At 72.7% G+C, this 19,343-nt stretch carries 15 protein-coding genes and 1 rRNA gene; 8 read left to right on the top strand and 8 right to left on the bottom strand.

What is annotated here, in order from left to right:
* The first annotated feature begins 5 nt into the window (after positions 1-5).
* Positions 6-123 (top strand): 5S ribosomal RNA (gene rrf / locus ACFV0Q_RS22085).
* A gap of 98 nt (positions 124-221) precedes the next feature.
* Here rrf and ACFV0Q_RS22090 read toward each other — a convergent pair.
* The 6 genes from ACFV0Q_RS22090 to ACFV0Q_RS22115 all read right to left on the bottom strand — a co-directional run bounded on the left by ACFV0Q_RS22090 (position 222) and on the right by ACFV0Q_RS22115 (position 6,545).
* The gene (locus ACFV0Q_RS22090) at positions 222-818 is read right to left on the bottom strand and encodes a Uma2 family endonuclease (protein WP_385007876.1); all 597 of its coding nucleotides are present in this window, start codon (positions 816-818) and stop codon (positions 222-224) included.
* Between the two features lie 62 nt (positions 819-880).
* On the bottom strand, positions 881-2,191 hold the full coding sequence (locus ACFV0Q_RS22095) for a DUF58 domain-containing protein (RefSeq protein ID WP_385007878.1): 1,311 nt from the start codon (positions 2,189-2,191) through the stop codon (positions 881-883).
* Positions 2,191-3,153, bottom strand: a complete 963-nt coding sequence (locus ACFV0Q_RS22100) for an AAA family ATPase (protein ID WP_385007881.1) — start codon at positions 3,151-3,153, stop codon at positions 2,191-2,193. The genes ACFV0Q_RS22095 and ACFV0Q_RS22100 overlap by 1 nt, the downstream gene beginning before the upstream one ends.
* On the bottom strand, positions 3,150-4,418 hold the full coding sequence (locus ACFV0Q_RS22105; protein WP_385007903.1) for a DUF4350 domain-containing protein: 1,269 nt from the start codon (positions 4,416-4,418) through the stop codon (positions 3,150-3,152). Before ACFV0Q_RS22105 ends, ACFV0Q_RS22100 begins: the two co-directional genes overlap by 4 nt.
* Positions 4,419-4,624: 206 nt before the next feature.
* Positions 4,625-5,296, bottom strand: a complete 672-nt coding sequence (locus tag ACFV0Q_RS22110; RefSeq protein ID WP_385007882.1) for a DUF4129 domain-containing protein — start codon at positions 5,294-5,296, stop codon at positions 4,625-4,627.
* Between the two features lie 7 nt (positions 5,297-5,303).
* The gene (locus ACFV0Q_RS22115) at positions 5,304-6,545 is read right to left on the bottom strand and encodes a hypothetical protein (protein ID WP_385007884.1); all 1,242 of its coding nucleotides are present in this window, start codon (positions 6,543-6,545) and stop codon (positions 5,304-5,306) included.
* Positions 6,546-6,779: 234 nt separating this feature from the next.
* Here ACFV0Q_RS22115 and mtrA point away from each other — a divergent pair, with 234 nt between their 5' ends.
* The 6 genes from mtrA (at position 6,780) to ACFV0Q_RS22145 (ending at position 14,145) form a co-directional block, all read left to right on the top strand.
* Positions 6,780-7,469: a two-component system response regulator MtrA gene (mtrA, locus tag ACFV0Q_RS22120; RefSeq protein WP_351826892.1), complete on the top strand. Its 690-nt coding sequence runs from the start codon at positions 6,780-6,782 to the stop codon at positions 7,467-7,469.
* On the top strand, positions 7,438-9,444 hold the full coding sequence (gene mtrB / locus ACFV0Q_RS22125) for an MtrAB system histidine kinase MtrB (protein ID WP_385007887.1): 2,007 nt from the start codon (positions 7,438-7,440) through the stop codon (positions 9,442-9,444). Before mtrA ends, mtrB begins: the two co-directional genes overlap by 32 nt.
* Positions 9,431-11,314 (top strand): LpqB family beta-propeller domain-containing protein, encoded by a 1,884-nt coding sequence (locus tag ACFV0Q_RS22130; protein WP_385007889.1) that lies wholly within the window; start codon positions 9,431-9,433, stop codon positions 11,312-11,314. The genes mtrB and ACFV0Q_RS22130 overlap by 14 nt, the downstream gene beginning before the upstream one ends.
* A 79-nt stretch (positions 11,315-11,393) precedes the next feature.
* A complete protein-coding gene (locus ACFV0Q_RS22135) occupies positions 11,394-12,137 on the top strand; it encodes a ComF family protein (protein ID WP_385007891.1) in 744 nt (247 codons plus the stop codon).
* Positions 12,138-12,444: 307 nt separating this feature from the next.
* The gene (hpf, locus tag ACFV0Q_RS22140; protein WP_385007893.1) at positions 12,445-13,140 is read left to right on the top strand and encodes a ribosome hibernation-promoting factor, HPF/YfiA family; all 696 of its coding nucleotides are present in this window, start codon (positions 12,445-12,447) and stop codon (positions 13,138-13,140) included.
* 264 nt (positions 13,141-13,404) lie between these two features.
* A complete protein-coding gene (locus ACFV0Q_RS22145; RefSeq protein WP_385007895.1) occupies positions 13,405-14,145 on the top strand; it encodes a response regulator in 741 nt (246 codons plus the stop codon).
* A gap of 96 nt (positions 14,146-14,241) precedes the next feature.
* On the opposite strand, the gene ACFV0Q_RS22150 is transcribed toward ACFV0Q_RS22145, so the two are convergent.
* Together ACFV0Q_RS22150 and ACFV0Q_RS22155 are read right to left on the bottom strand one after the other, a co-directional pair.
* Positions 14,242-15,420, bottom strand: coding sequence for a winged helix-turn-helix domain-containing protein (locus ACFV0Q_RS22150; protein ID WP_385007897.1), 1,179 nt, complete (start codon positions 15,418-15,420; stop codon positions 14,242-14,244).
* A gap of 9 nt (positions 15,421-15,429) precedes the next feature.
* Positions 15,430-16,020 (bottom strand): GNAT family N-acetyltransferase, encoded by a 591-nt coding sequence (locus ACFV0Q_RS22155; RefSeq protein ID WP_385007899.1) that lies wholly within the window; start codon positions 16,018-16,020, stop codon positions 15,430-15,432.
* A 226-nt stretch (positions 16,021-16,246) separates the two neighbouring features.
* Here ACFV0Q_RS22155 and secA point away from each other — a divergent pair, with 226 nt between their 5' ends.
* On the top strand, positions 16,247-19,048 hold the full coding sequence (gene secA / locus ACFV0Q_RS22160) for a preprotein translocase subunit SecA (protein WP_385007901.1): 2,802 nt from the start codon (positions 16,247-16,249) through the stop codon (positions 19,046-19,048).
* Positions 19,049-19,343 lie beyond the last annotated feature (295 nt).

Below are 19,343 nucleotides of genomic sequence, written 5' to 3' on the forward strand. Positions count from 1 at the left end.
AGTGTTTCGGTGGTCATAGCGTTAGGGAAACGCCCGGTTTACATTCCGAACCCGGAAGCTAAGCCTTTCAGCGCCGATGGTACTGCAGGGGGGACCCTGTGGGAGAGTAGGACGCCGCCGAACAATCATTGTGGGAAAGCCCCGCACCAGGTAACTGGTGCGGGGCTTTTCTGCGTTTACGGGCCGGTCCGCGAGGCCCGTCTCTCTCCCCCCTCGCGTCACTACCAGTCGGCGGGATAGCTCTTGAGGCTGGTTGTGTCCAGTGTCCATCGGCCGGCGGTGACGGTGTCCCCGAACGCGTAGGGGACCTTCTTGCGGTAGCGGATGCCGTCGGGACCTTCTGACGGGTCGCTGTGCACCGTGACGGTCCTCTTGTCCTTGCGGGGGTCCACGACGACATACAGCGGAACCCCCATCCTCGGGTAGTCGTGCAGCTCGTCGCGGATGTCGGTGAGGGAGTTCGTGCGGGAGACGACCTCCACGACCATCAGCACGTCGCGGGAGTTGACGACCTTCGCCGTGTCGTCGGTGTCTTCCTCCGCGATGACCATGAGGTCGGGGACCTTGGTCAGGCCGGTGACAGGATCACCCATGTTGGTGTCGTTGAGGGCCATGACCTCGGGTGTCTGCGTCTCGATCTGGCGGCGCAGCCGCACCACATTCAGCCCGTGGGGAGCCGTGGGGCTCATCATCGTGAGGAAGATCTGACCGTCGGTGGTCTGCACCTTCCACTGGTCTTCCTGGTGCTCGGCCAGCTCGGCGAGCTGCTCCGCGAACTCGTGCATGCGGTGCAGCTGCTCGGGAGTGAGGTCGGCCATGGTGTCCTCGTGGTGGGGTGCACCGACCAGCGTAGTCAGGCCGGCACGGGGCGTCCGGGAGGCTAGAGGCGGCCAGCGGCTTTGAGGGAGAGGTAGGCGTCGGCCAGGGCCGGGGGCAGGGCTTCGGGGGTGGCGTCGACCACGTGGACGCCGTGGCGGGAGAGCTGGTCCGCCGTGCGGTGGCGCTGGGACTGGGTCTGGGTGGCCGCGGCGGCCTCGTAGACGGCGTCCAGGGAACCGCGGGAGGTGGCCATCTCCGCGATGTGCGGATCCGCCACCGAGGCCACGATCACCGTGTGGCGCTGCGTGAGGCGGGGGAGGAGCGGGAGCAGGCCCTCTTCGACGGGGGCCGCGTCCAGGCTCGTGAGGAGGACCACCAGGGAGCGGCGCGGGGCGTTGCGCAGGATGGTGGAGACCAGGGTGCGGGAGTCCGTCTCGACGAGGGCCGGTTCGAGGCCGGCCATGGCGTTGACGAAGGCCGGGAGGGTGTCGGCGGCCGAGCGGCCCTGGATCTGGGCGCGGGGGCGGCGGTCGTGGGCCAGCAGGTCGACGCGGTCGCCCGCGCGGGTGGCCAGTGCCGCCAGGAGCAGGGCCGCGTCCATCGAGGAGTCCAGGCGGGGGGCGTCGCCGACGCGGCCCGCCGAAGTCCGGCCCGTGTCCAGGCAGATGAGGATGTGCCGGTCGCGTTCGGGACGCCAGGTGCGGACGGCGACCTTGCGCTGGCGGGCGGTGGCCCGCCAGTCGATGGAACGGGTGTCGTCGCCGGGTACGTAGTCGCGCAGGCTGTCGAACTCGGTGCCCTCACCGCGCGTCAGGACGCTGGTGCGGCCGTCCAGTTCGCGCAGGCGCGCGAGGCGGGACGGGAGGTGCTTGCGGCTGGTGAAGGGGGGAAGGACGCGGACCGTCCAGGGGACCGTGTGCGAGCCCTGGCGGGCGAGGAGACCGAGGGGGCCGTAGGAGCGGATGGTCACCAAGTCGGCCTGGCGGTCGCCGCGTCGGGTGGGGCGCAGGCGGGTGGTCACGCGGCGGCGTTCGCCGCCGGGGACGGTCAGGGCGTGGCGGGAGGCGGCCGCTTCGGAGCCGGGCCGCCAGCTGCTGGGGGGCCAGGCGTCGCGGATCGTGGCGCGGAGGGTGCGGGTGCCCGGGTTGCCGACGGTGAGGTGCACGTCGGCCGGTTCGCCGAGGCGGACCGAGGTGGCGCCCGAGCGGGTCAGCTTCAGGGTGCGGACGGGCGCGGCCAGGGCGTAGTCGACGCAGCAGGCCAGCGCGAGGGGGGCGTTGACGGCCAGCAGGCCCGCCCAGCTCGGTTCGAGGACGCCGACCGGGATGCTGGCGAGTGCCGCGATCAGGGCGGCTCGTCCGGTGAGGGCCATCAGCGCGGAACGGGGACGTGGGTGAGGATCGCGGTGATCACGGCATCGGCCGTGACGCCCTCCATCTCTGCCTCCGGGCGCAGTTGGACGCGGTGACGGAGGGTCGGCAGGGCCAGGGCCTTGACGTCGTCGGGGGTGACGTAGTCGCGGCCGGTGAGCCAGGCCCAGGCGCGGGCGGTGGCCAGCAGGGCGGTCGCGCCGCGCGGGGAGACGCCGAGGGTCAGGGACGGCGATTCGCGGGTGGCGCGGCAGATGTCGACGACGTACGCGGTGATCTCGGGGGACACGGTGGTCTGTTCGACGGCTTTGCGGGCGGCTTCGAGGTCGCGGGCGCCGGCGACGGGGCGGATGCCGGCGGCGTGCAGGTCGCGCGGGTCGAAGCCGGCGGCGTGCCGGGTCAGGACGCCGATCTCGTCCTCGCGGGAGGGGAGGGGGACGGTGAGCTTGAGGAGGAAGCGGTCCAGCTGGGCTTCGGGGAGCGGGTACGTGCCCTCGTACTCGACCGGGTTCATGGTCGCGGCGACGAGGAAGGGCTCCGGGAGCTTGCGGGGGGTGCCGTCGACGGTGACCTGTCGCTCCTCCATCGCTTCGAGGAGGGAGGACTGGGTCTTGGGGGGCGTGCGGTTGATCTCGTCGGCGAGGAGGAGGTTGGTGAAGACGGGGCCGTCCTGGAAGGAGAACTCGGCGGTCCGGGCGTCGTAGACGAGGGAGCCGGTGACGTCGCTCGGCATCAGGTCGGGGGTGAACTGGACGCGCTTGGTGTCGAGTTCGAGGGAGGCCGCGAGGGCGCGGACCAGGAGGGTCTTCGCGACGCCGGGGACGCCTTCGAGGAGGACGTGGCCGCGGCAGAGGAGGGCGACGACGAGACCGGTGACGGCGGAGTCCTGGCCGACCACGGCCTTTCCGATCTCGGTGCGGAGCGCTTCCAGGGAGGAACGGGCGCTGTCCGTGGTGGCCGTCATGAGGTGCGGACCTCTCTTTCGAGGGCGTCGAGGTGGTCGGCGAGCGCGACGAGTGCCGCGTCGTCGGCGGGGGTGGGGCCGAAGAGGAGGGTGGCCGCGGTGTCGTGCGGGCCGGGGGTGAGGAGGCGGGCCGTCACGGCGGGGACCAGGGTCGCGGGGTCGTGGGCCTGCGGGGCCGGTACGCCGACCAGCGCGGCGAGGCGTTCGCGGGTGGCGGCGCGCAGCACGGTGGCGGCGCGGTCGCGGGCGGCGGCCTTGCGGTAGAGGCGGGCGCGGCCCTCGGTGGCCTCGGAGGCGCGGATCACGACGGGGAGGTTCTCGGTGACGAGGCGGCCGAGGCGGCGGGCCCGCCACAGGGCGGCGAGGGCGGCGGCCACGAACAGCTGGAGCAGGGCCCAGGTCCAGCCGGACGGGACGAGGTCGAGGAGGCCCTGGTCGTCGGCGCCGGTGTCGGCGGGCATGTCCGCGAGGGTGGGCAGGTACCAGACGAGGTCCGGGCGGGAGCCGAGGAGTTGGAGGGCGAGGGAGGCGTTGCCCTGCTCGGCGAGGCGGTCGTTGAGGAGGAACGTCTCGGAGCCGAGGAGGACGGTGTCGCCGCCCTTGGTGGTGCTGGGGAGCACGAGGAGGGTGGGGTGGCCGCCGCTGGGGTAGCAGGCGGCGGCGCCGGGAAGGTCGGTGGTGTAGCGGAGGCCGTCGCCGGTGCCGGCGCGGCCCGCGGTGGTGGCGGCGGGGAGGGCGCAGTCGGGGGCCCCCGGGTCGAGGTCGCGCTGGTGGGCGAAGGCCTTGGTGTGCGCGGCGGGGGCCAGCTCGGGGAGGCTGATGCTGCTGGGGGCGGCGAGGACGGTGCGGCCGCCGGAGAGGTCGATGGCGGAGCGGACGGCGCGCCGCTGGGGCTCGCCGAGCAGGTCGGGGTCGGTGACCAGCAGGGTGGTGCCGGGGCCGGCCGCGGCGGCGGCCTCGTCGGCGTTGGTGACGACGCGGCTGGTGACGCCGCGTTCCTTGAGGAGCTGGGCGAGGGCGCGGGTGCCGTCGGGGTCGGCGGAGCGGGGGTCGAGGCGGCCGTGGTGGTCGCCCGTCTGGAGTCCGGCGAGGGCGACGGCCGCGACGAGGAGGATCCCGAGCGCGAGCAGGAACCCCCGGGCGCGGCCCCAGAGCTGCGCGGGGGTGAGACCGGTGGAGGTCTGCCCGTGGCCCTGGCCGGGCGGGGTGGGGACCTGGGGGGCCGCGTCCCGGGTGGCGGGGGTCTCGGGCGTCGGGGTGCTCATGGCGAGGCCGGGCGGGGTGGTGGGCGTGCCCGTGCCCTGGCCGGGCGGGGTGGTGGGGCTGCCGGTGCCGGTTACCGGCGCGGAGGCGTTGGGTGCCGCCGCGGGGTGGATGGTGCCGCGGGGCTGCGGGCCGTCCACGGGCCTGGTCGGGCCGGTGGCGGGCGGGGTGGTCGCTGGGGTGGCCCCGGGATCGGGGGTGGGGGTCGTCATGGGGTGGGGGTGGGTTTCGTGCGGGCCAGGGTGGTGTCCAGGGTGCGGAGGCGGGCGTAGGTGTCGGGGTCGGCCGCGCGGCCGCCGTAGGTGACGTCGTCGAAGGCGCGGGCGGCCGCGCGGAGGTCCGCGGCGTGGCCGGGCAGGGAGGCCGCGGCTTCGGCGGCGGCCTCGTCGGCGGTGCGGCCCGGGCGGGGGTCGAGGAGGGTGCGCTCCTCCAGGGACCGGACGAGGGCGCGCATGCGTTCCTGGACGGCCTCCGTCCAGCGGCCGGCGGCGGCGTGGGCCTCGGCGGCCGCGCGGTGGTCGGCGGCGCTGCGCGGGCCGTCGTCGAAGAGGGCGGAGGCGCCGGTGGCGGTGCGGCGGGGGGTGCCGAGGCGCCACCACAGGGCGCCGACGGCCAGGACGACGAGGAGGGCGATGGCGAAGAGGCCGAGTCCGCCGCCCGGAGTGGCGCCGGCGGCGCGGTCGAAGAAGTCGCCGAGCCACTCCCAGAGGCGGTCCAGGGCGCGCTGGAGGAGCCCCGGGTCGTCCTGGTGGTACGCGGGCTTCGACAGCTCGCGCTCGGCCGCCTCACGGGCCGCCTCGCGCGGCGTCGTCACCGGTGGTGTCGCGTCGCGCGGCAGCAGGGCCGCCGCGCCCGTGACGATGAGTCCCCCCGTTCCCATCGCCGCATCAGCCTCCGGTGACCGGTTCGCCGGCGCCCTGGCCGGCGGCCCGGGCGAGTTCCAGGTCCAGGGCCTCGCGGCGGATGCGCTGGTCGACGTAGAGGAGGGTGGTGACACCGGTCTGCATCGGCACGGTGACGGCGGCGCCGACGATCCCGCCGATCGCGGTGATGATCAGGAAGGTCCAGTTCGTGGCCGCGGAGCCGTCCAGCAGGGAGCTGAAGCCGCCGGGGGACACGAACAGGGCGATTCCCGCGAACGGCATGATGATGATCCCCGCGGTGATCGTGCGCAGGGCCCAGGTCAGCAGGCTGATGCCGAAGATCCGCCACCACGAGCCGCGGACCAGCTTGGCGGAGCGCTTCATGGCGTCGGTGACCGAGCCGCGCTCCAGCATCAGCGCGGGCGACGCCAGCACGAAGGTCACGTAGAACCAGGCCAGGAGCACCAGCCCGACGGGCATGCCCAGCGCCGCCAGGCCGATGCTGCCCGCGAGGATGCCGGGCAGGACCGGGAGGACGGCGGCGGCCAGGGCGCCGACGAGCAGCAGGGCGATCAGGCCGGCCATGCGCGGTGCCAGGGGGCGGACGGCCTTCAGGGTGGCCGAGACGGTGGAGGTCCGGCCGAGGACGGCGCGGCTGACGACGGGTGCGAGCAGGGCGGTGACCAGGAACAGCCCGAGGATCTCCAGGAAGTACTCGGCGCCGTAGAGGAACGCGGTGTCGCCCAGCAGTTTGGCGGCCTGCTCCCCGGTCGGCGGCTCGTTGGTGGTGATGACGGCGCTGTCCATGGTGGCGCGCTGGACGAACAGCAGCCCGATCTGGCAGAGGGCGGCGACGACCAGGCTGATGGAGAGCACGGGGCGCCAGTGGCCGCGCAGGGTGCCGACCGCGCCGTCGAGGATCTCGCCGAGGCCGAGCGGGCGCAGTGGGATCACTCCGGGCTTGGCGGCGGGCGGCGGGCCGCCCCAGCCGCCGGGGGGCCCGTACGGGGCGCCGTAGGGCGTGCCGGGCTGCTGTCCGGGCTGGGAGCCGTACGATCCCCAGCCGGCGCCCTGCTGCTGCGGGGGCGGCGTCGGGGCCGGTGCCGGAGGGGTCGGGGCCGTGCCCGGGCTCGACCACTGGCCGGGCGGCGGCTGGGCGGCGGACCACTTGCCGTCGCCGGCGGGCGGCGCGGCCGGCCGGTCGGTGTCGGAGCCCTGGCCGTCGGACGGGGATCCGGGCGTGGCCCAGCCCGGAGAGTCGTTCATCGTCGCTCCTTCGCGTGCGCCCGCCGCGGCCGGCGCGCTGGTCGGCTGCCATCGTGCCACGGGGGATCACGGAACGGACCGGCCGTCCCCCAGGATCCCGGGCCGCCCGCCCTTCAATTGTCGCGCTGATCCGGGGCAGACTGGTCGTCCTGATCACCACGCAGGTCCGAGGGGCGATTTCCAGCCCTTTTGGCTGTGGGACAGCTCACCGCCAGGTAACGATTAGCTAATGGGATGATGTCAAGCATGAAGGGACGAGTCCTTGTCGTCGACGACGACACCGCGCTGGCCGAGATGCTCGGCATTGTGCTGCGTGGAGAAGGTTTTGAGCCGTCGTTCGTAGCGGACGGCGACAAGGCACTGGCTGCCTTCCGGGAGGCGAAGCCGGACCTGGTACTGCTCGACCTCATGCTGCCCGGACGGGACGGCATAGAGGTGTGCAGGCTGATCCGGGCCGAGTCCGGGGTGCCGATCGTCATGCTCACCGCCAAGAGCGACACGGTGGACGTGGTGGTGGGCCTGGAGTCCGGCGCCGACGACTACATCGTGAAGCCTTTCAAACCGAAGGAGCTGGTGGCCCGGATCCGGGCAAGACTGCGCCGGTCGGAGGAGCCCGCGCCTGAGCAGCTGGTCATCGGTGACCTGGTCATCGACGTGGCCGGGCACTCCGTCAAGCGCGACGGCGCAGCCATCGCGCTGACCCCGCTCGAGTTCGACCTGCTGGTCGCCCTCGCGCGCAAGCCGTGGCAGGTGTTCACCCGCGAGGTGCTGCTGGAGCAGGTCTGGGGCTACCGCCACGCGGCGGACACCCGCCTGGTCAACGTGCACGTGCAGCGGCTGCGCTCCAAGGTCGAGAAGGACCCGGAGCGCCCCGAGATCGTCGTGACGGTGCGTGGTGTCGGCTACAAGGCCGGACCGAGCTGACGTGCCGCCCGGTACGCCCCGGGGCGGCCCCCGAGGGGGAGCCCCGTGGGGCGGCCGGGTGCTGCGTCTGGGTAAGGACGGAGCGCCCGGCGGCCCCGTGCTGCGGCTCTTCGTACGCCTCGTACGCCGGCCGCTGCTTCCGGCTGTCCGGTTGTGGCGGCGCAACATCCAGCTCCGGGTGGTCGCGGCGACGCTGCTGATGTCGCTGGCGGTGGTCCTCGCGCTGGGCTTCGTCGTCATCGCGCAGGTCAGCAAGGGCCTCCTCGACGCCAAGGAGGAGGCCGCGCAGAGCCAGGCCGCGGGCGGGTTCGCGGTCGCACAGGAGAAGGCCAACATGCCGTCCGCGGTGGACGGGCCCGACGCCACCGACAACAAGGTCGGCCGGGACGCCAGCACCTGGATGAACTCCCTGGTCAAGCAGCTCGCCAGTGGCGGGCAGACCGCCTTCGAGGTCGTCGCGCTCGGCGCGGGCACCGGCGAGCAGGCGCCCGGCGGACAGGGCGTCAAGGGCGCCCGCGCCTCCGGCAACGTCGACCCGACCGCGAGCGTCCCGCTGGGACTGCGCCAGGCCGTCAACCACGCCACCGGCACCTTCAAGACCTTCTCGGAGATCAAGTACACCGCCGGGAGCGGGGAGAAGCCCCCGGAGCCCGCGCTGGTCGTCGGCAAGCGGCTCACCGACATCAACGGGGACCCGTACGACCTGTACTACCTCTTCCCGCTCACGCAGGAGGAGGAGTCCCTCAACCTGGTCAAGGTCACCTTCGCGACCGCGGGCGTGTTCGTCGTCGTGCTGCTGGGCGCCATCGCCTGGCTCGTCGTACGGCAGGTCGTGACCCCCGTCCGGATGGCCGCCGGGATCGCCGAGCGGCTCTCGGCCGGGCGGCTCCAGGAGCGGATGAAGGTCACCGGCGAGGACGACATCGCCCGCCTGGGCGAGGCCTTCAACAAGATGGCCCAGAACCTCCAGCTCAAGATCCAGCAGCTGGAGGACCTGTCCCGGCTGCAGCGCCGGTTCGTCTCGGACGTCTCCCACGAGCTGCGCACCCCGCTGACGACGGTCCGGATGGCCGCCGACGTCATCCACGACGCCCGCGTCGACTTCGACCCGGTCACCGCCCGGTCCGCCGAGCTGCTCGCCGGGCAGCTCGACCGCTTCGAGTCGCTCCTCGCCGACCTGCTGGAGATCAGCCGGTTCGACGCGGGCGCGGCCGCGCTGGAGGCGGAGCCCATCGACCTGCGGGACGTCGTACGGCGGGTCATCTACGGCGCCGAGCCGCTCGCCGAGCACAAGGGCACCCGGATCCGCGTCCTCGGCGACACCCAGCCGGTGATAGCGGAGGCCGACGCCCGCAGGGTGGAGCGGGTGCTGCGCAACCTGGTCGTCAACGCCGTCGAGCACGGCGAGGGCCGCGACGTGGTGATCCGGCTCGCGTCGGCGGGCGGGGCCGTCGCGGTCGCCGTCCGCGACTACGGGGTCGGGCTCAAGCCCGGCGAGGCCACCCGCGTCTTCAACCGGTTCTGGCGCGCCGACCCGGCGCGGGCGCGCACCACCGGCGGTACGGGCCTCGGCCTGTCCATCGCCGTCGAGGACGCCCGGCTGCACGGCGGCTGGCTCCAGGCCTGGGGCGAGCCCGGCGGCGGCTCGCAGTTCCGCCTCACCCTGCCCCGGACCGCCGACGAGCCGCTGCGCGGATCGCCGATCCCGCTGGAGCCCGAGGACTCCCGGGGCAACCGGGCGCGGGCCGCGGCCGACGCCGCCGGGCGGGACAACGCCTCGGGCGGGCCGGGCGCGGGCGGCGCCGGGCGCCCGGCGCGGGCCGACCGCTCGCCGATACCGCCGAGGCCGGCCGTCACCACCGCCCAGCCGGTGCCCGCCGACCCCACGGCGCTGCCCGGCAACGGCGCCCGGGTCGTGGCCAGGCCCGCCGATCAGGGAGCAGCACAGGAGGATGGATCCGGTGGAGGACGCTGAACGCGCGTCGGCGGACGCGCGGGGCGCACGGCGGGTACGTCCCGTACGGGGTGCACGGCGCGCGGGGGGAGGATTCCGGGCGCTGTCGGCCCTCGGGGCCGCCGGGCTGTTGCTGGCCGGCTGCGCCTCCATGCCCGACCGCGGCGAGATCCGGCGGGTGGAGGCCTCGCAGGGCGTCGACTCCCAGGTGCGCGTGTTCGGCGTACCGCCGGCCGACAAGGCCAGCGCCGCCGACATCGTCGACGGCTTCCTGGAGGCCATGACCAGCGACGATCCGCAGCTGGCGACCGCCCGCAAGTACCTGACCGAGGACGCCGCGAAGGACTGGAAGCCCGGTTCGGCCGTCACCGTGCTCTCCGCCGGCCTCGACCGGGTGCCCGTCCAGGGCGAGAAGGACCCCGACGGGCCCCGCTGGAAGGTCACCGGCAAGAAGCTCGCGACCGTCGACGAGCGCAGCACCTACCAGCCGGAGACCGGTGGCAAGCGCTACGAGGAGTTCCTCCAGCTGGTCCAGGTCAACAAGCAGTGGCGGATCGCGACCCCGCCCAGCAGCCTCGTGCTCAGCGAGTCCGACTTCCAGCGCATCTACAAGCCGGTGAACAAGTACTACTTCGCGGGCGGCAGGCTCGTCGCCGACCCGGTGTACGTGCGCCAGCGCAGCGATCCCGACTCGCGGGCGGACCCGACCACGCAGACCGTGCAGTCGCTGCTCGCCGGCCCCTCGAAGTGGCTCGGCCCGGTCGTCTCCACCGCCTTCCCGACCGGCACCCAGCTGCGCGAGGGCACCAAGTCCCTCTCGTACGACGGTCAGAACACCCTGCGCGTGCCGCTCAACAAGGAGGGCGACAACGTGGGGCAGCCGCAGTGCCAGAAGATGGCCACCCAACTCCTGTACACGGTGCGGGACCTGACGGCCTCCCGGCTGGACCGGGTCGAACTGCTGCGCTCCGACGGCAAGTCCACGCACTGCTGGGTGACCGGATCGGCCGCGGCGGTCATCGCCAGCCGGCCGCCGTCGCCCGAGCACCAGTACTACGTGGACAAGGACTTCAAGCTGGTCCGGATGGTCCTCAACGTCAACGCCGAGGAACAGCAGCAGGACAGGCCGGAGCCCGCGCCCGGGCCGCTGGCCACCGCTCCCTTCAAGGTGGGCTCGGCGGCCGTCACGTACGACGAGAAGCGGGCCGCGGTCGTCTCCGACGACGGGCACGGGCTGTACGTGGTGACGCTGACGACGGCCGGACAGATGCCGCCGCCGGCGCTGACCAGCAAGACCGGCAAGCTGACCGCGCCCAGCTGGGACGCCCAGGGCGACCTGTGGGTCGCGGACCTCGATCCGCAGACCGTGGGCCTGTACCGGATCCCCGGCGGGACGGGGACCCCGCAGAAGGTGGACGTCGCCGGGCTGGACGGCGGGAGGATCACCGCGCTGAAGGCCTCCCCCGACGGGGTGCGGCTCGCGCTGCTCGTCGAACGGGAGGGCGGGCGCAAGAACCTGTACATCGGGCGGATCGAGCGGCCCGAGGGCAAGGGGGACGCGTCGCCGCTGTCGGTGCGCGAGCTGCGGCCGGCGGCCCCGCAGATGGCGGAGGTCACGGCGATGAGCTGGGCGCCGCGGGGCCGGCTGCTGGTCGTGGGCCGGGAGAGCGGCGGGGTGGACCAGGCCCGCTACATGCTGGCCGACGGGTCCATGGTCGCGGCGAGCCTGCCGGGGGCGACGGGGCTGAGCGCGATCGCGGCCACCGAGGACGAGGCGAAGCCGGTCGTGGCCTTCTCGGGCGAGGACGGCATCGGCATCGTGTGGCTGCCGCCGGGGGCGCAGTGGCGCACGGTGGCGGCGGGCGGCCGGGCGCCGGTGTACCCGGGCTGACGGGGGCCGGGCGGGCTGCGGGCCGCCGGGGTTTTCCACAGGGGTCGCGGGGGCTGTCGTCCGCGGGCAGGGTGGAGGTATGCGGGGGTGGTGGCAGGAGCTGGCGGGGCTGGTGCTGCCGGCCGACTGCGCGGGCTGCGGGGCCGCGCGCTTCGTGCTGTGCCCGGACTGCCGTGGCGCGCTGAGCGGCGCCGGGGCGGGGCCGGTGCGTCCGGACGCGCGCGGGGCCGGGCCCGTCGGGCTGCCCGAGGTGCAGGCCGGGGCGGCGTACGCGGGGGCCGTACGGGCCGTCGTACTGGCCCACAAGGAGCGCGGGGCGCTGCCGCTGGCCGGCCCGCTCGGCACGGCGCTGGCCGCGGCGGTACTCCGGGCCGACGCGGGCAGGAGCGGGGCGGGAGAGCTGGCGCTGGTCCCTGTGCCCTCCGCCCGGCGGACGCTGCGGGCGCGCGGGCACGATCCGGCGCGCAGGACCGCCCTGGCCGCCGCGGCGCGGCTGCGCGGGGCCGGTGCGGCCGCCCGCGTGGCGCCCGTACTACGGCTGCGGCGGCGGGTCGCGGACCAGGCGGGCCTGGGGGCCCGGCAGCGGCTGGAGAACCTGGCGGGGGCCCTGGAGGTGCGCCGGGACGGGGTCCGGGCGATCGCCGGGGCTCGGATCGTGCTGGTGGACGACGTGATCACCACCGGAGCCACGCTCGCGGAGGCCGCGCGGGCCCTGCGGGCGGCCGGGCTGTGCGTGCGGAAGGCGGCCGTGGTCGCGGCGCCGGCGGACTCCTTCGCGAGGATCCGGTCGGCAACCCGTACAGACCAAAAAACTTGTGAATAGATTTGGAACTGCTGGGGAATGCGCAACGTTGCAGGTAGTAAGAGGGAACAGCCACCTGAACGGAGGTACGTTCCGGTAGCGGGTGCCGACAACCGGCTTTGAGGGATATGTTCGGTTGTGAGGACTTCGTGTCGGTGCCTGTTCAGGGGGTTCTCTCTACTCCGAAGTCGGTGGGATGTAGATCTTGCCGATGGGGGAGGAGGAGGTGAAAGTCGCCAAGTCCGAGGCTCCGGTGTTCACCGGGGTCTGGTGCGAAAGGGAGACGCTTCGCCGCTGACGGCGAGGCTCTCCGGGAACGGAGTTCTGCGTGGACATCGTCGTCAAGGGCCGCAAGACCGAGGTGCCCGAGCGGTTCCGCAAGCACGTGGCCGAGAAGCTGAATCCGGAGCGGATCCAGAAGCTCGACGCCAAGGTGATCAGCTTGGACGTCGAGGTGTCCAAGGAGCACAACCCGCGCCAGGCCGACCGTTCCGACCGCGTGGAGATCACCCTGCGTTCGCGGGGCCCCGTGATCCGGGCAGAGGCCGCCGCCGCCGACCCGTACGCGGCGCTGGACCTCGCTCAGGACAAGCTGGAGGCCCGGCTGCGCAAGCAGCACGACAAGCGCCACACCCGCCGTGGCAACGGCCGGATTCCGGCGTCCGAGGTCGCCAGCACGGTGGTGGGCGCCGCGACGCTCAACAGCAACGGCGAGCCGGTCACCGAGGAGGAGGCGTCGGGGATCCCGACCACCCGGATCGGATCCCTGGAAGTCCAGGGCGAGGGCCCGCTGATCGTGCGCGAGAAGACCCACTCGGCCGGGCCCATGTCGCTCGACCAGGCGCTGTTCGAAATGGAACTGGTCGGCCACGACTTCTATCTGTTCGTCGACTCCGACACCAAGATGCCCAGCGTCGTCTACCGCCGTCACGCCTATGACTACGGCGTCGTCCACCTGAACGCCGACGGCGCCTCCAGCTCGGACGAGCCGGCCGCGGGCGCCGGCGGCGCGCTGGGCGGCTGATCCCTCATCCGTTGCCCCTGCGGAACGCCCAGGCGATCCGCAGGGGCACCTGCGTGACCTGGTGACCGTTGTGACCTGTCGTGGCGGCGATGGCCGGTTGTCGTCGGGGGTGGCCGGTAGTGGCCGGTAGTGGCGCGTATGAGCCAGGCGGCCTCGCGCGGACCCCCGTACGGACACCCGGGCATGGAATCATGGCGGGCAGTCAACCGGCGGCCGACCCCGCCGGGTTGACCCGGTGGCTCAGCACATGCAGGGGGAGAGACGATGGCGGACAGCTTCGGGCCGGTGCGCGGTGACGACGGCGCGGGCTGTCGTGAGGCGGACCCGGCGGACGGCCCCGCGGGTGAACCCATCCGGGTGCTCGTGGTCGACGACCACGCCCTCTTCCGGCGCGGGCTGGAGATCGTCCTCGCGCAGGAGGAGGACATCCAGGTCGTCGGCGAGGCCGGGGACGGGGCGGAGGCCGTGGACAAGGCGGCCGACCTGCTGCCCGACATCGTGCTGATGGACGTACGGATGCCGCGGCGCGGCGGGATCGAGGCCTGCACCTCGATCAAGGAGGTGGCCCCCTCCGCGAAGATCATCATGCTGACGATCAGCGACGAGGAGGCGGACCTCTACGACGCGATCAAGGCGGGCGCGACGGGCTACCTGCTGAAGGAGATCTCCACCGACGAGGTCGCCACGGCGATCCGCGCGGTGGCGGACGGGCAGTCGCAGATCAGCCCGTCGATGGCGTCCAAGCTGCTGACCGAGTTCAAGTCGATGATCCAGCGCACCGACGAGCGCAGGCTGGTGCCCGCGCCGCGGCTGACCGACCGCGAGCTGGAGGTCCTGAAGCTGGTGGCGACCGGGATGAACAACCGGGACATCGCCAAGCAGCTGTTCATCTCCGAGAACACCGTCAAGAACCACGTGCGCAACATCCTGGAGAAGCTCCAGCTGCACTCGCGCATGGAGGCGGTCGTCTACGCGATGCGCGAGAAGATCCTCGAAATCCGCTAGCCGGAGCCGGAGCCGGAGCCGGAGCCGGAGCCGGAGCCGGAGCCCGAGCCGGAGCCCGAGCCGGAGCCCGAGCCGGAGCGAGGGCCAGGGCCCGCGCTAGAGCGCGTCGAGTTCCGCCGTGACCGCCGCGGCTTCCGCGGGCGAGGAGGCGCGCTCGACGCGGACCGCGTCGCAGCCGACCCACTCCGCCGCCTCCCGCAGGGCCAGCGCCATCGCGGGGGCCGCCTTCGGGGTGGTCAGCGAGAGCTGCCGGGCCACCAGGGTGGTGCCCTCGCGGCCCGGGTCGACGCGGCCCTGGAGCAGGCCGCCGGCCAGCAGCGGCATCGCGAAGTACCCGTGGATCCGCTTGGGTTTGGGGACGTAGGCCTCCAGGCGGTGCGTGAAGCCGAAGACCCGCTCGGTGCGGGGGCGGTCCCAGACGAGCGAGTCGAACGGGGACAGCAGGGTGGTGCGGTGGCGGCCGCGCGGCGCCGAGGCGAGCGCCTGCGGATCGGCCCAGGCGGGCTTGGTCCAGCCCTCCACCGTCACCGGGACCAGGCCGGAGTCCGCGACCACCGCGTCGAACTGGTCCCCCTTGAGACGGTGGTAGTCGGCGATGTCGGCGCGGGTGCCGACGCCCAGGGAGCGGCCGGCCAGGGCGACCAGGCGGCGCAGGCACTCGCGGTCGTCCAGGTCGTCGTGGAACAGCGCGTCCGGGACGGCCCGGTCCGCGAGGTCGTAGACCCGCTTCCAGCCGCGCCGCTCGGTGCAGACCACCTCGCCGGTGTCGAGCAGCCACTCCACCGCGATCTTGGTCTCGGACCATTCGAACCATTCGCCGCCGTTCTTGGCGCCGCCGAGCTCGGAGGACGTCAGCGGGCCGTCGGCCGTGAGGCGGTCCAGGACGGTCTTCGTCGAGCGCTCCTTGTCCCGCAGGACGTGCCAGCGGTGGCCGCGCGCCCGCCGGGACCGGCGGCGGAAGGCGAAGTGCGGCCACTCCTCGATGGGCAGGATGCACGCCGCGTGCGACCAGTACTCGAAGGCGTGGCTCTGCGACCAGTAGGCCTTCTCCACCGCCTCCCGGCCGACCGCGCCGAGGCGTGCGTACGGGATCAGCTCGTGCGAGCGGGCCAGGACGGAGATGGTGTCCAGCTGTACGGCGCCGAGGTCGCGCAGTACCCCGCGGACACCGCCCCTGCGGTCCGGTGCGCCGAGGAAGCCCTGGGCGCGCAGGGCGATGCGGCGGGCCTCGTCGGCGGACAGGGAGAGCGTCGGCTGCGGCAGGCTGCTGGTCATGGCCGCAGCCTAGGACCCGGCACTGACAGCGGGCAGGTAGGGCAGCGCGGAGGGCAGGCCCAGGTCCGAGGGGAGCAGCGCGCCCACCCAGCCGTCCCGGGCGGTGCCGCCCCGCTCCAGGGAAGCCCGCAGCAGCCCCTCGACGCGGAAGCCCGCCTTCTCGGCGACGGCCCTGGAGCCCTCGTTGCCGACCTCGGCGCGCCATTCCAGCCGTACGGCGCCCAGCGCGGTGAAGGCCCAGCGGGCGACGGCCACCAGGGCCTCGGCCATGTAGCCGTTGCCCCGGTGCTCCCTGGTCGCCCAGTAGCCGACCTCGTACGTGCGCGACCCGAACACCTCGTGCACGTGGACGCCGATCGCCGCGACCAGCGGGCCGCCCGTGCCGAGGCGGACCGCGAAGCTGTACCCCGTGTCCTCGCGCCAGCCGCCGGGGACGATCTCGCCCACGAAGGCCTTGGCGTGCTCGCGCTCGTAGGGGGAGGGGACCATGGTCCACCGCTGGATGTCGGGGTCCTGGGCGGCGGCGTGGACCTCGTCCTCGTCCGACGGGGTGAAGGGACGCAGGTCCAGGCGGTCCGTGTGCAGGGTGATGGGTTCCATCCACGGATTGTGGCCGCGCCGGGGGTGGCGGGCGAGCAGTTTTCCTTCCCACCGGCACCTTCGGCCCGGTCCGCACGTTCTCATTCCGGGCGCCCGTGCCCTGCGGATACGGCGGACCTCCCGACGCGACCACGTCCTCGCTTACGATGGCCGTTGCGGTGGGGCCCACCTGCCGTGCCCGTGTACGTACAGTGCCCAGGCCCGACCGGCAAGGAGACAAACCTCGGTGTCCGTCTTCAACAAGCTCATGCGTGCAGGCGAAGGCAAGATCCTGCGCAAACTGCACCGCATCGCGGACCAGGTCAACTCCATCGAAGAGGACTTCGTCAACCTCTCCGACGCCGAGTTGCGCGCGCTCACGGACGAGTACAAGCAGCGGTACCAGGACGGCGAGAGCCTGGACGACCTGCTGCCCGAGGCCTTCGCGACCGTGCGCGAGTCCGCGAAGCGCGTCCTCGGCCAGCGGCACTACGACGTCCAGATCATGGGCGGTGCCGCGCTGCACCTCGGCTACGTCGCCGAGATGAAGACCGGTGAGGGCAAGACCCTCGTCGGCACGCTGCCGGCCTACCTGAACGCGCTGTCCGGCAAGGGCGTCCACCTGATCACGGTGAACGACTACCTCGCCGAGCGCGACTCCGAGATGATGGGCCGGGTCCACAAGTTCCTCGGCCTGGACGTCGGCTGCATCCTGGCGAACATGTCCCCGGCGCAGCGCCGCGAGCAGTACAGCTGCGACATCACGTACGGAACGAACAACGAGTTCGGCTTCGACTACCTGCGCGACAACATGGCGTGGTCGCAGGACGAGCTGGTGCAGCGCGGCCACAACTTCGCCGTGGTCGACGAGGTCGACTCGATCCTCGTCGACGAGGCCCGTACGCCGCTGATCATCTCCGGTCCGGCCGACCAGGCCACCAAGTGGTACGCCGACTTCGCCAAGCTGGTCACCCGGCTGACCAAGGGCGAGGCGGGCCAGCCGCTCAAGGGCATCGAGGAGACCGGCGACTACGAGGTCGACGAGAAGAAGCGCACCGTCGGCATCCACGAGGCCGGTGTCGCGAAGGTCGAGGACTGGCTCGGCATCGAGAACCTGTACGAGTCGGTGAACACCCCCCTCGTCGGTTACCTCAACAACGCGATCAAGGCCAAGGAACTGTTCAAGGCCGACAAGGACTACGTCGTCATCGACGGCGAGGTCATGATCGTCGACGAGCACACGGGCCGCATCCTGGCCGGCCGCCGCTACAACGAGGGCATGCACCAGGCGATCGAGGCGAAGGAAGGGGTGGACATCAAGGACGAGAACCAGACCCTCGCCACGATCACCCTGCAGAACTTCTTCCGCCTGTACTCGAAGCTGTCGGGCATGACCGGTACGGCCATGACCGAGGCCGCCGAGTTCCACCAGATCTACAAGCTGGGCGTCGTGCCGATCCCGACGAACCGGTCCATGCAGCGCAAGGACCAGCCCGACCTGATCTACCGCACCGAGGTCGCCAAGTTCGCCGCGGTCGTCGACGACATCGCGGAGAAGCACGAGAAGGGCCAGCCGATCCTCGTCGGTACGACGTCGGTCGAGAAGTCCGAGTACCTCTCGCAGCAGCTCTCCAAGCGCGGCATCCCGCACGAGGTGCTGAACGCCAAGCAGCACGAGCGCGAGGCGACGATCGTCGCCCAGGCCGGCCGCCGCGGCGCGGTCACGGTCGCCACGAACATGGCCGGCCGCGGTACCGACATCAAGCTCGGCGGCAACCCGGACGACCTCGCCGAGGCGGAGCTGCGCCAGCGCGGCATCGACCCTGAGGAGCACATCGAGGAGTGGGCGCAGGCCCTGCCCGAGGCGCTCAAGCGGGCCGAGGCGGCCGTGAAGGCCGAGTTCGAAGAGGTCAAGGACCTCGGCGGGCTGTACGTGCTGGGCACCGAGCGGCACGAGTCGCGCCGTATCGACAACCAGCTGCGCGGCCGTTCCGGCCGTCAGGGCGACCCGGGCGAGTCCCGCTTCTACCTGTCGCTCGGCGACGACCTGATGCGCCTGTTCAAGGCGCAGATGGTCGAGCGGGTCATGGCGATGGCGAACGTGCCGGACGACGTGCCGATCGAGAACAAGATGGTGACGCGCGCGATCGCGTCCGCCCAGTCGCAGGTCGAGACCCAGAACTTCGAGACGCGCAAGAACGTCCTGAAGTACGACGAGGTCCTCAACAGCCAGCGCGAGGTCATCTACGGCGAGCGCCGTCGCGTCCTGGAGGGCGAGGACCTGCACGAGCAGGTCGTCTTCTTCATGGACGACACGATCGACGCGTACATCGCGGCCGAGACGGTCGAGGGCTTCGCCGAGGAGTGGGACCTGGACCGGCTGTGGGGTGCCTTCCGGCAGCTCTACCCGATCAAGGTGACGGTGGAGGAGCTGGAGGAGGCCGCCGGCGACCGCGCGGGCATCACCGCCGAGTTCATCGCGGAGTCCGTCAAGGACGACATCCACGAGCAGTACGCGTCGCGTGAGAAGGCGCTCGGCTCCGACGTCATGCGCGAGCTGGAGCGGCGCGTGGTGCTGTCGGTGCTGGACCGCAAGTGGCGCGAGCACCTGTACGAGATGGACTACCTGCAGGAGGGCATCGGCCTGCGGGCGATGGCCCAGAAGGACCCGCTGGTCGAGTACCAGCGGGAGGGCTTCGACATGTTCAACGCCATGATGGAGGGCATCAAGGAGGAGTCCGTCGGCTACCTGTTCAACCTGGAGGTCCAGGTCGAGCAGCAGGTCGAGGAGCTTCCGGTGCAGGCCGCGGCGCCGTCCCTGACGAAGGAGCCGGCGGCAGCGCGGCCGGAGATCCGGGCCAAGGGCCTGGAGGCTCCGCAGCGGCCGGACCGGCTGCACTTCTCCGCGCCGTCGGTGGACGGGGAGGGCGGGGTCGTCGAGGGCGACTTCGACGCGGATGGCTCCGCCGGTGATGGCGGGGACGGGATGACTCGGGCGGAGCGGCGCAAGGCGCAGAAGGCCTCCGGCGGGCGTCGGCGCAAGAAGTAACCCCGCTTCCGGGGCGTAGGCGTAGTACCGGCCGGGGCCGGACACCGATGGTGTCCGGCCCCGGCCGCGTTGTGCCGTGCGGTGCCGTTGCCGGGGCCGGCCACCGGATCCCCGCGCCTCAAGCGGCGGCGAGGCTGGAAGATCCTGGGGCTCCGCCCCAGACCCCGCGCCTCAGACTCCCCCGGCTACCGCTGGGGGGTGCCCCCGGGCGGGGCTGGAATTTGCTCGGCCGGGCTGGAATGGCCGGTGGGCCGGATGGGTGAGGGGACGTCGCCTATCGGGGGTTGGTGGGGGG

Origin of the sequence: Streptomyces sp. NPDC059564 (genome assembly GCF_042735575.1) — a bacterium.
In the GTDB taxonomy this organism is placed as follows: domain Bacteria; phylum Actinomycetota; class Actinomycetes; order Streptomycetales; family Streptomycetaceae; genus Streptomyces.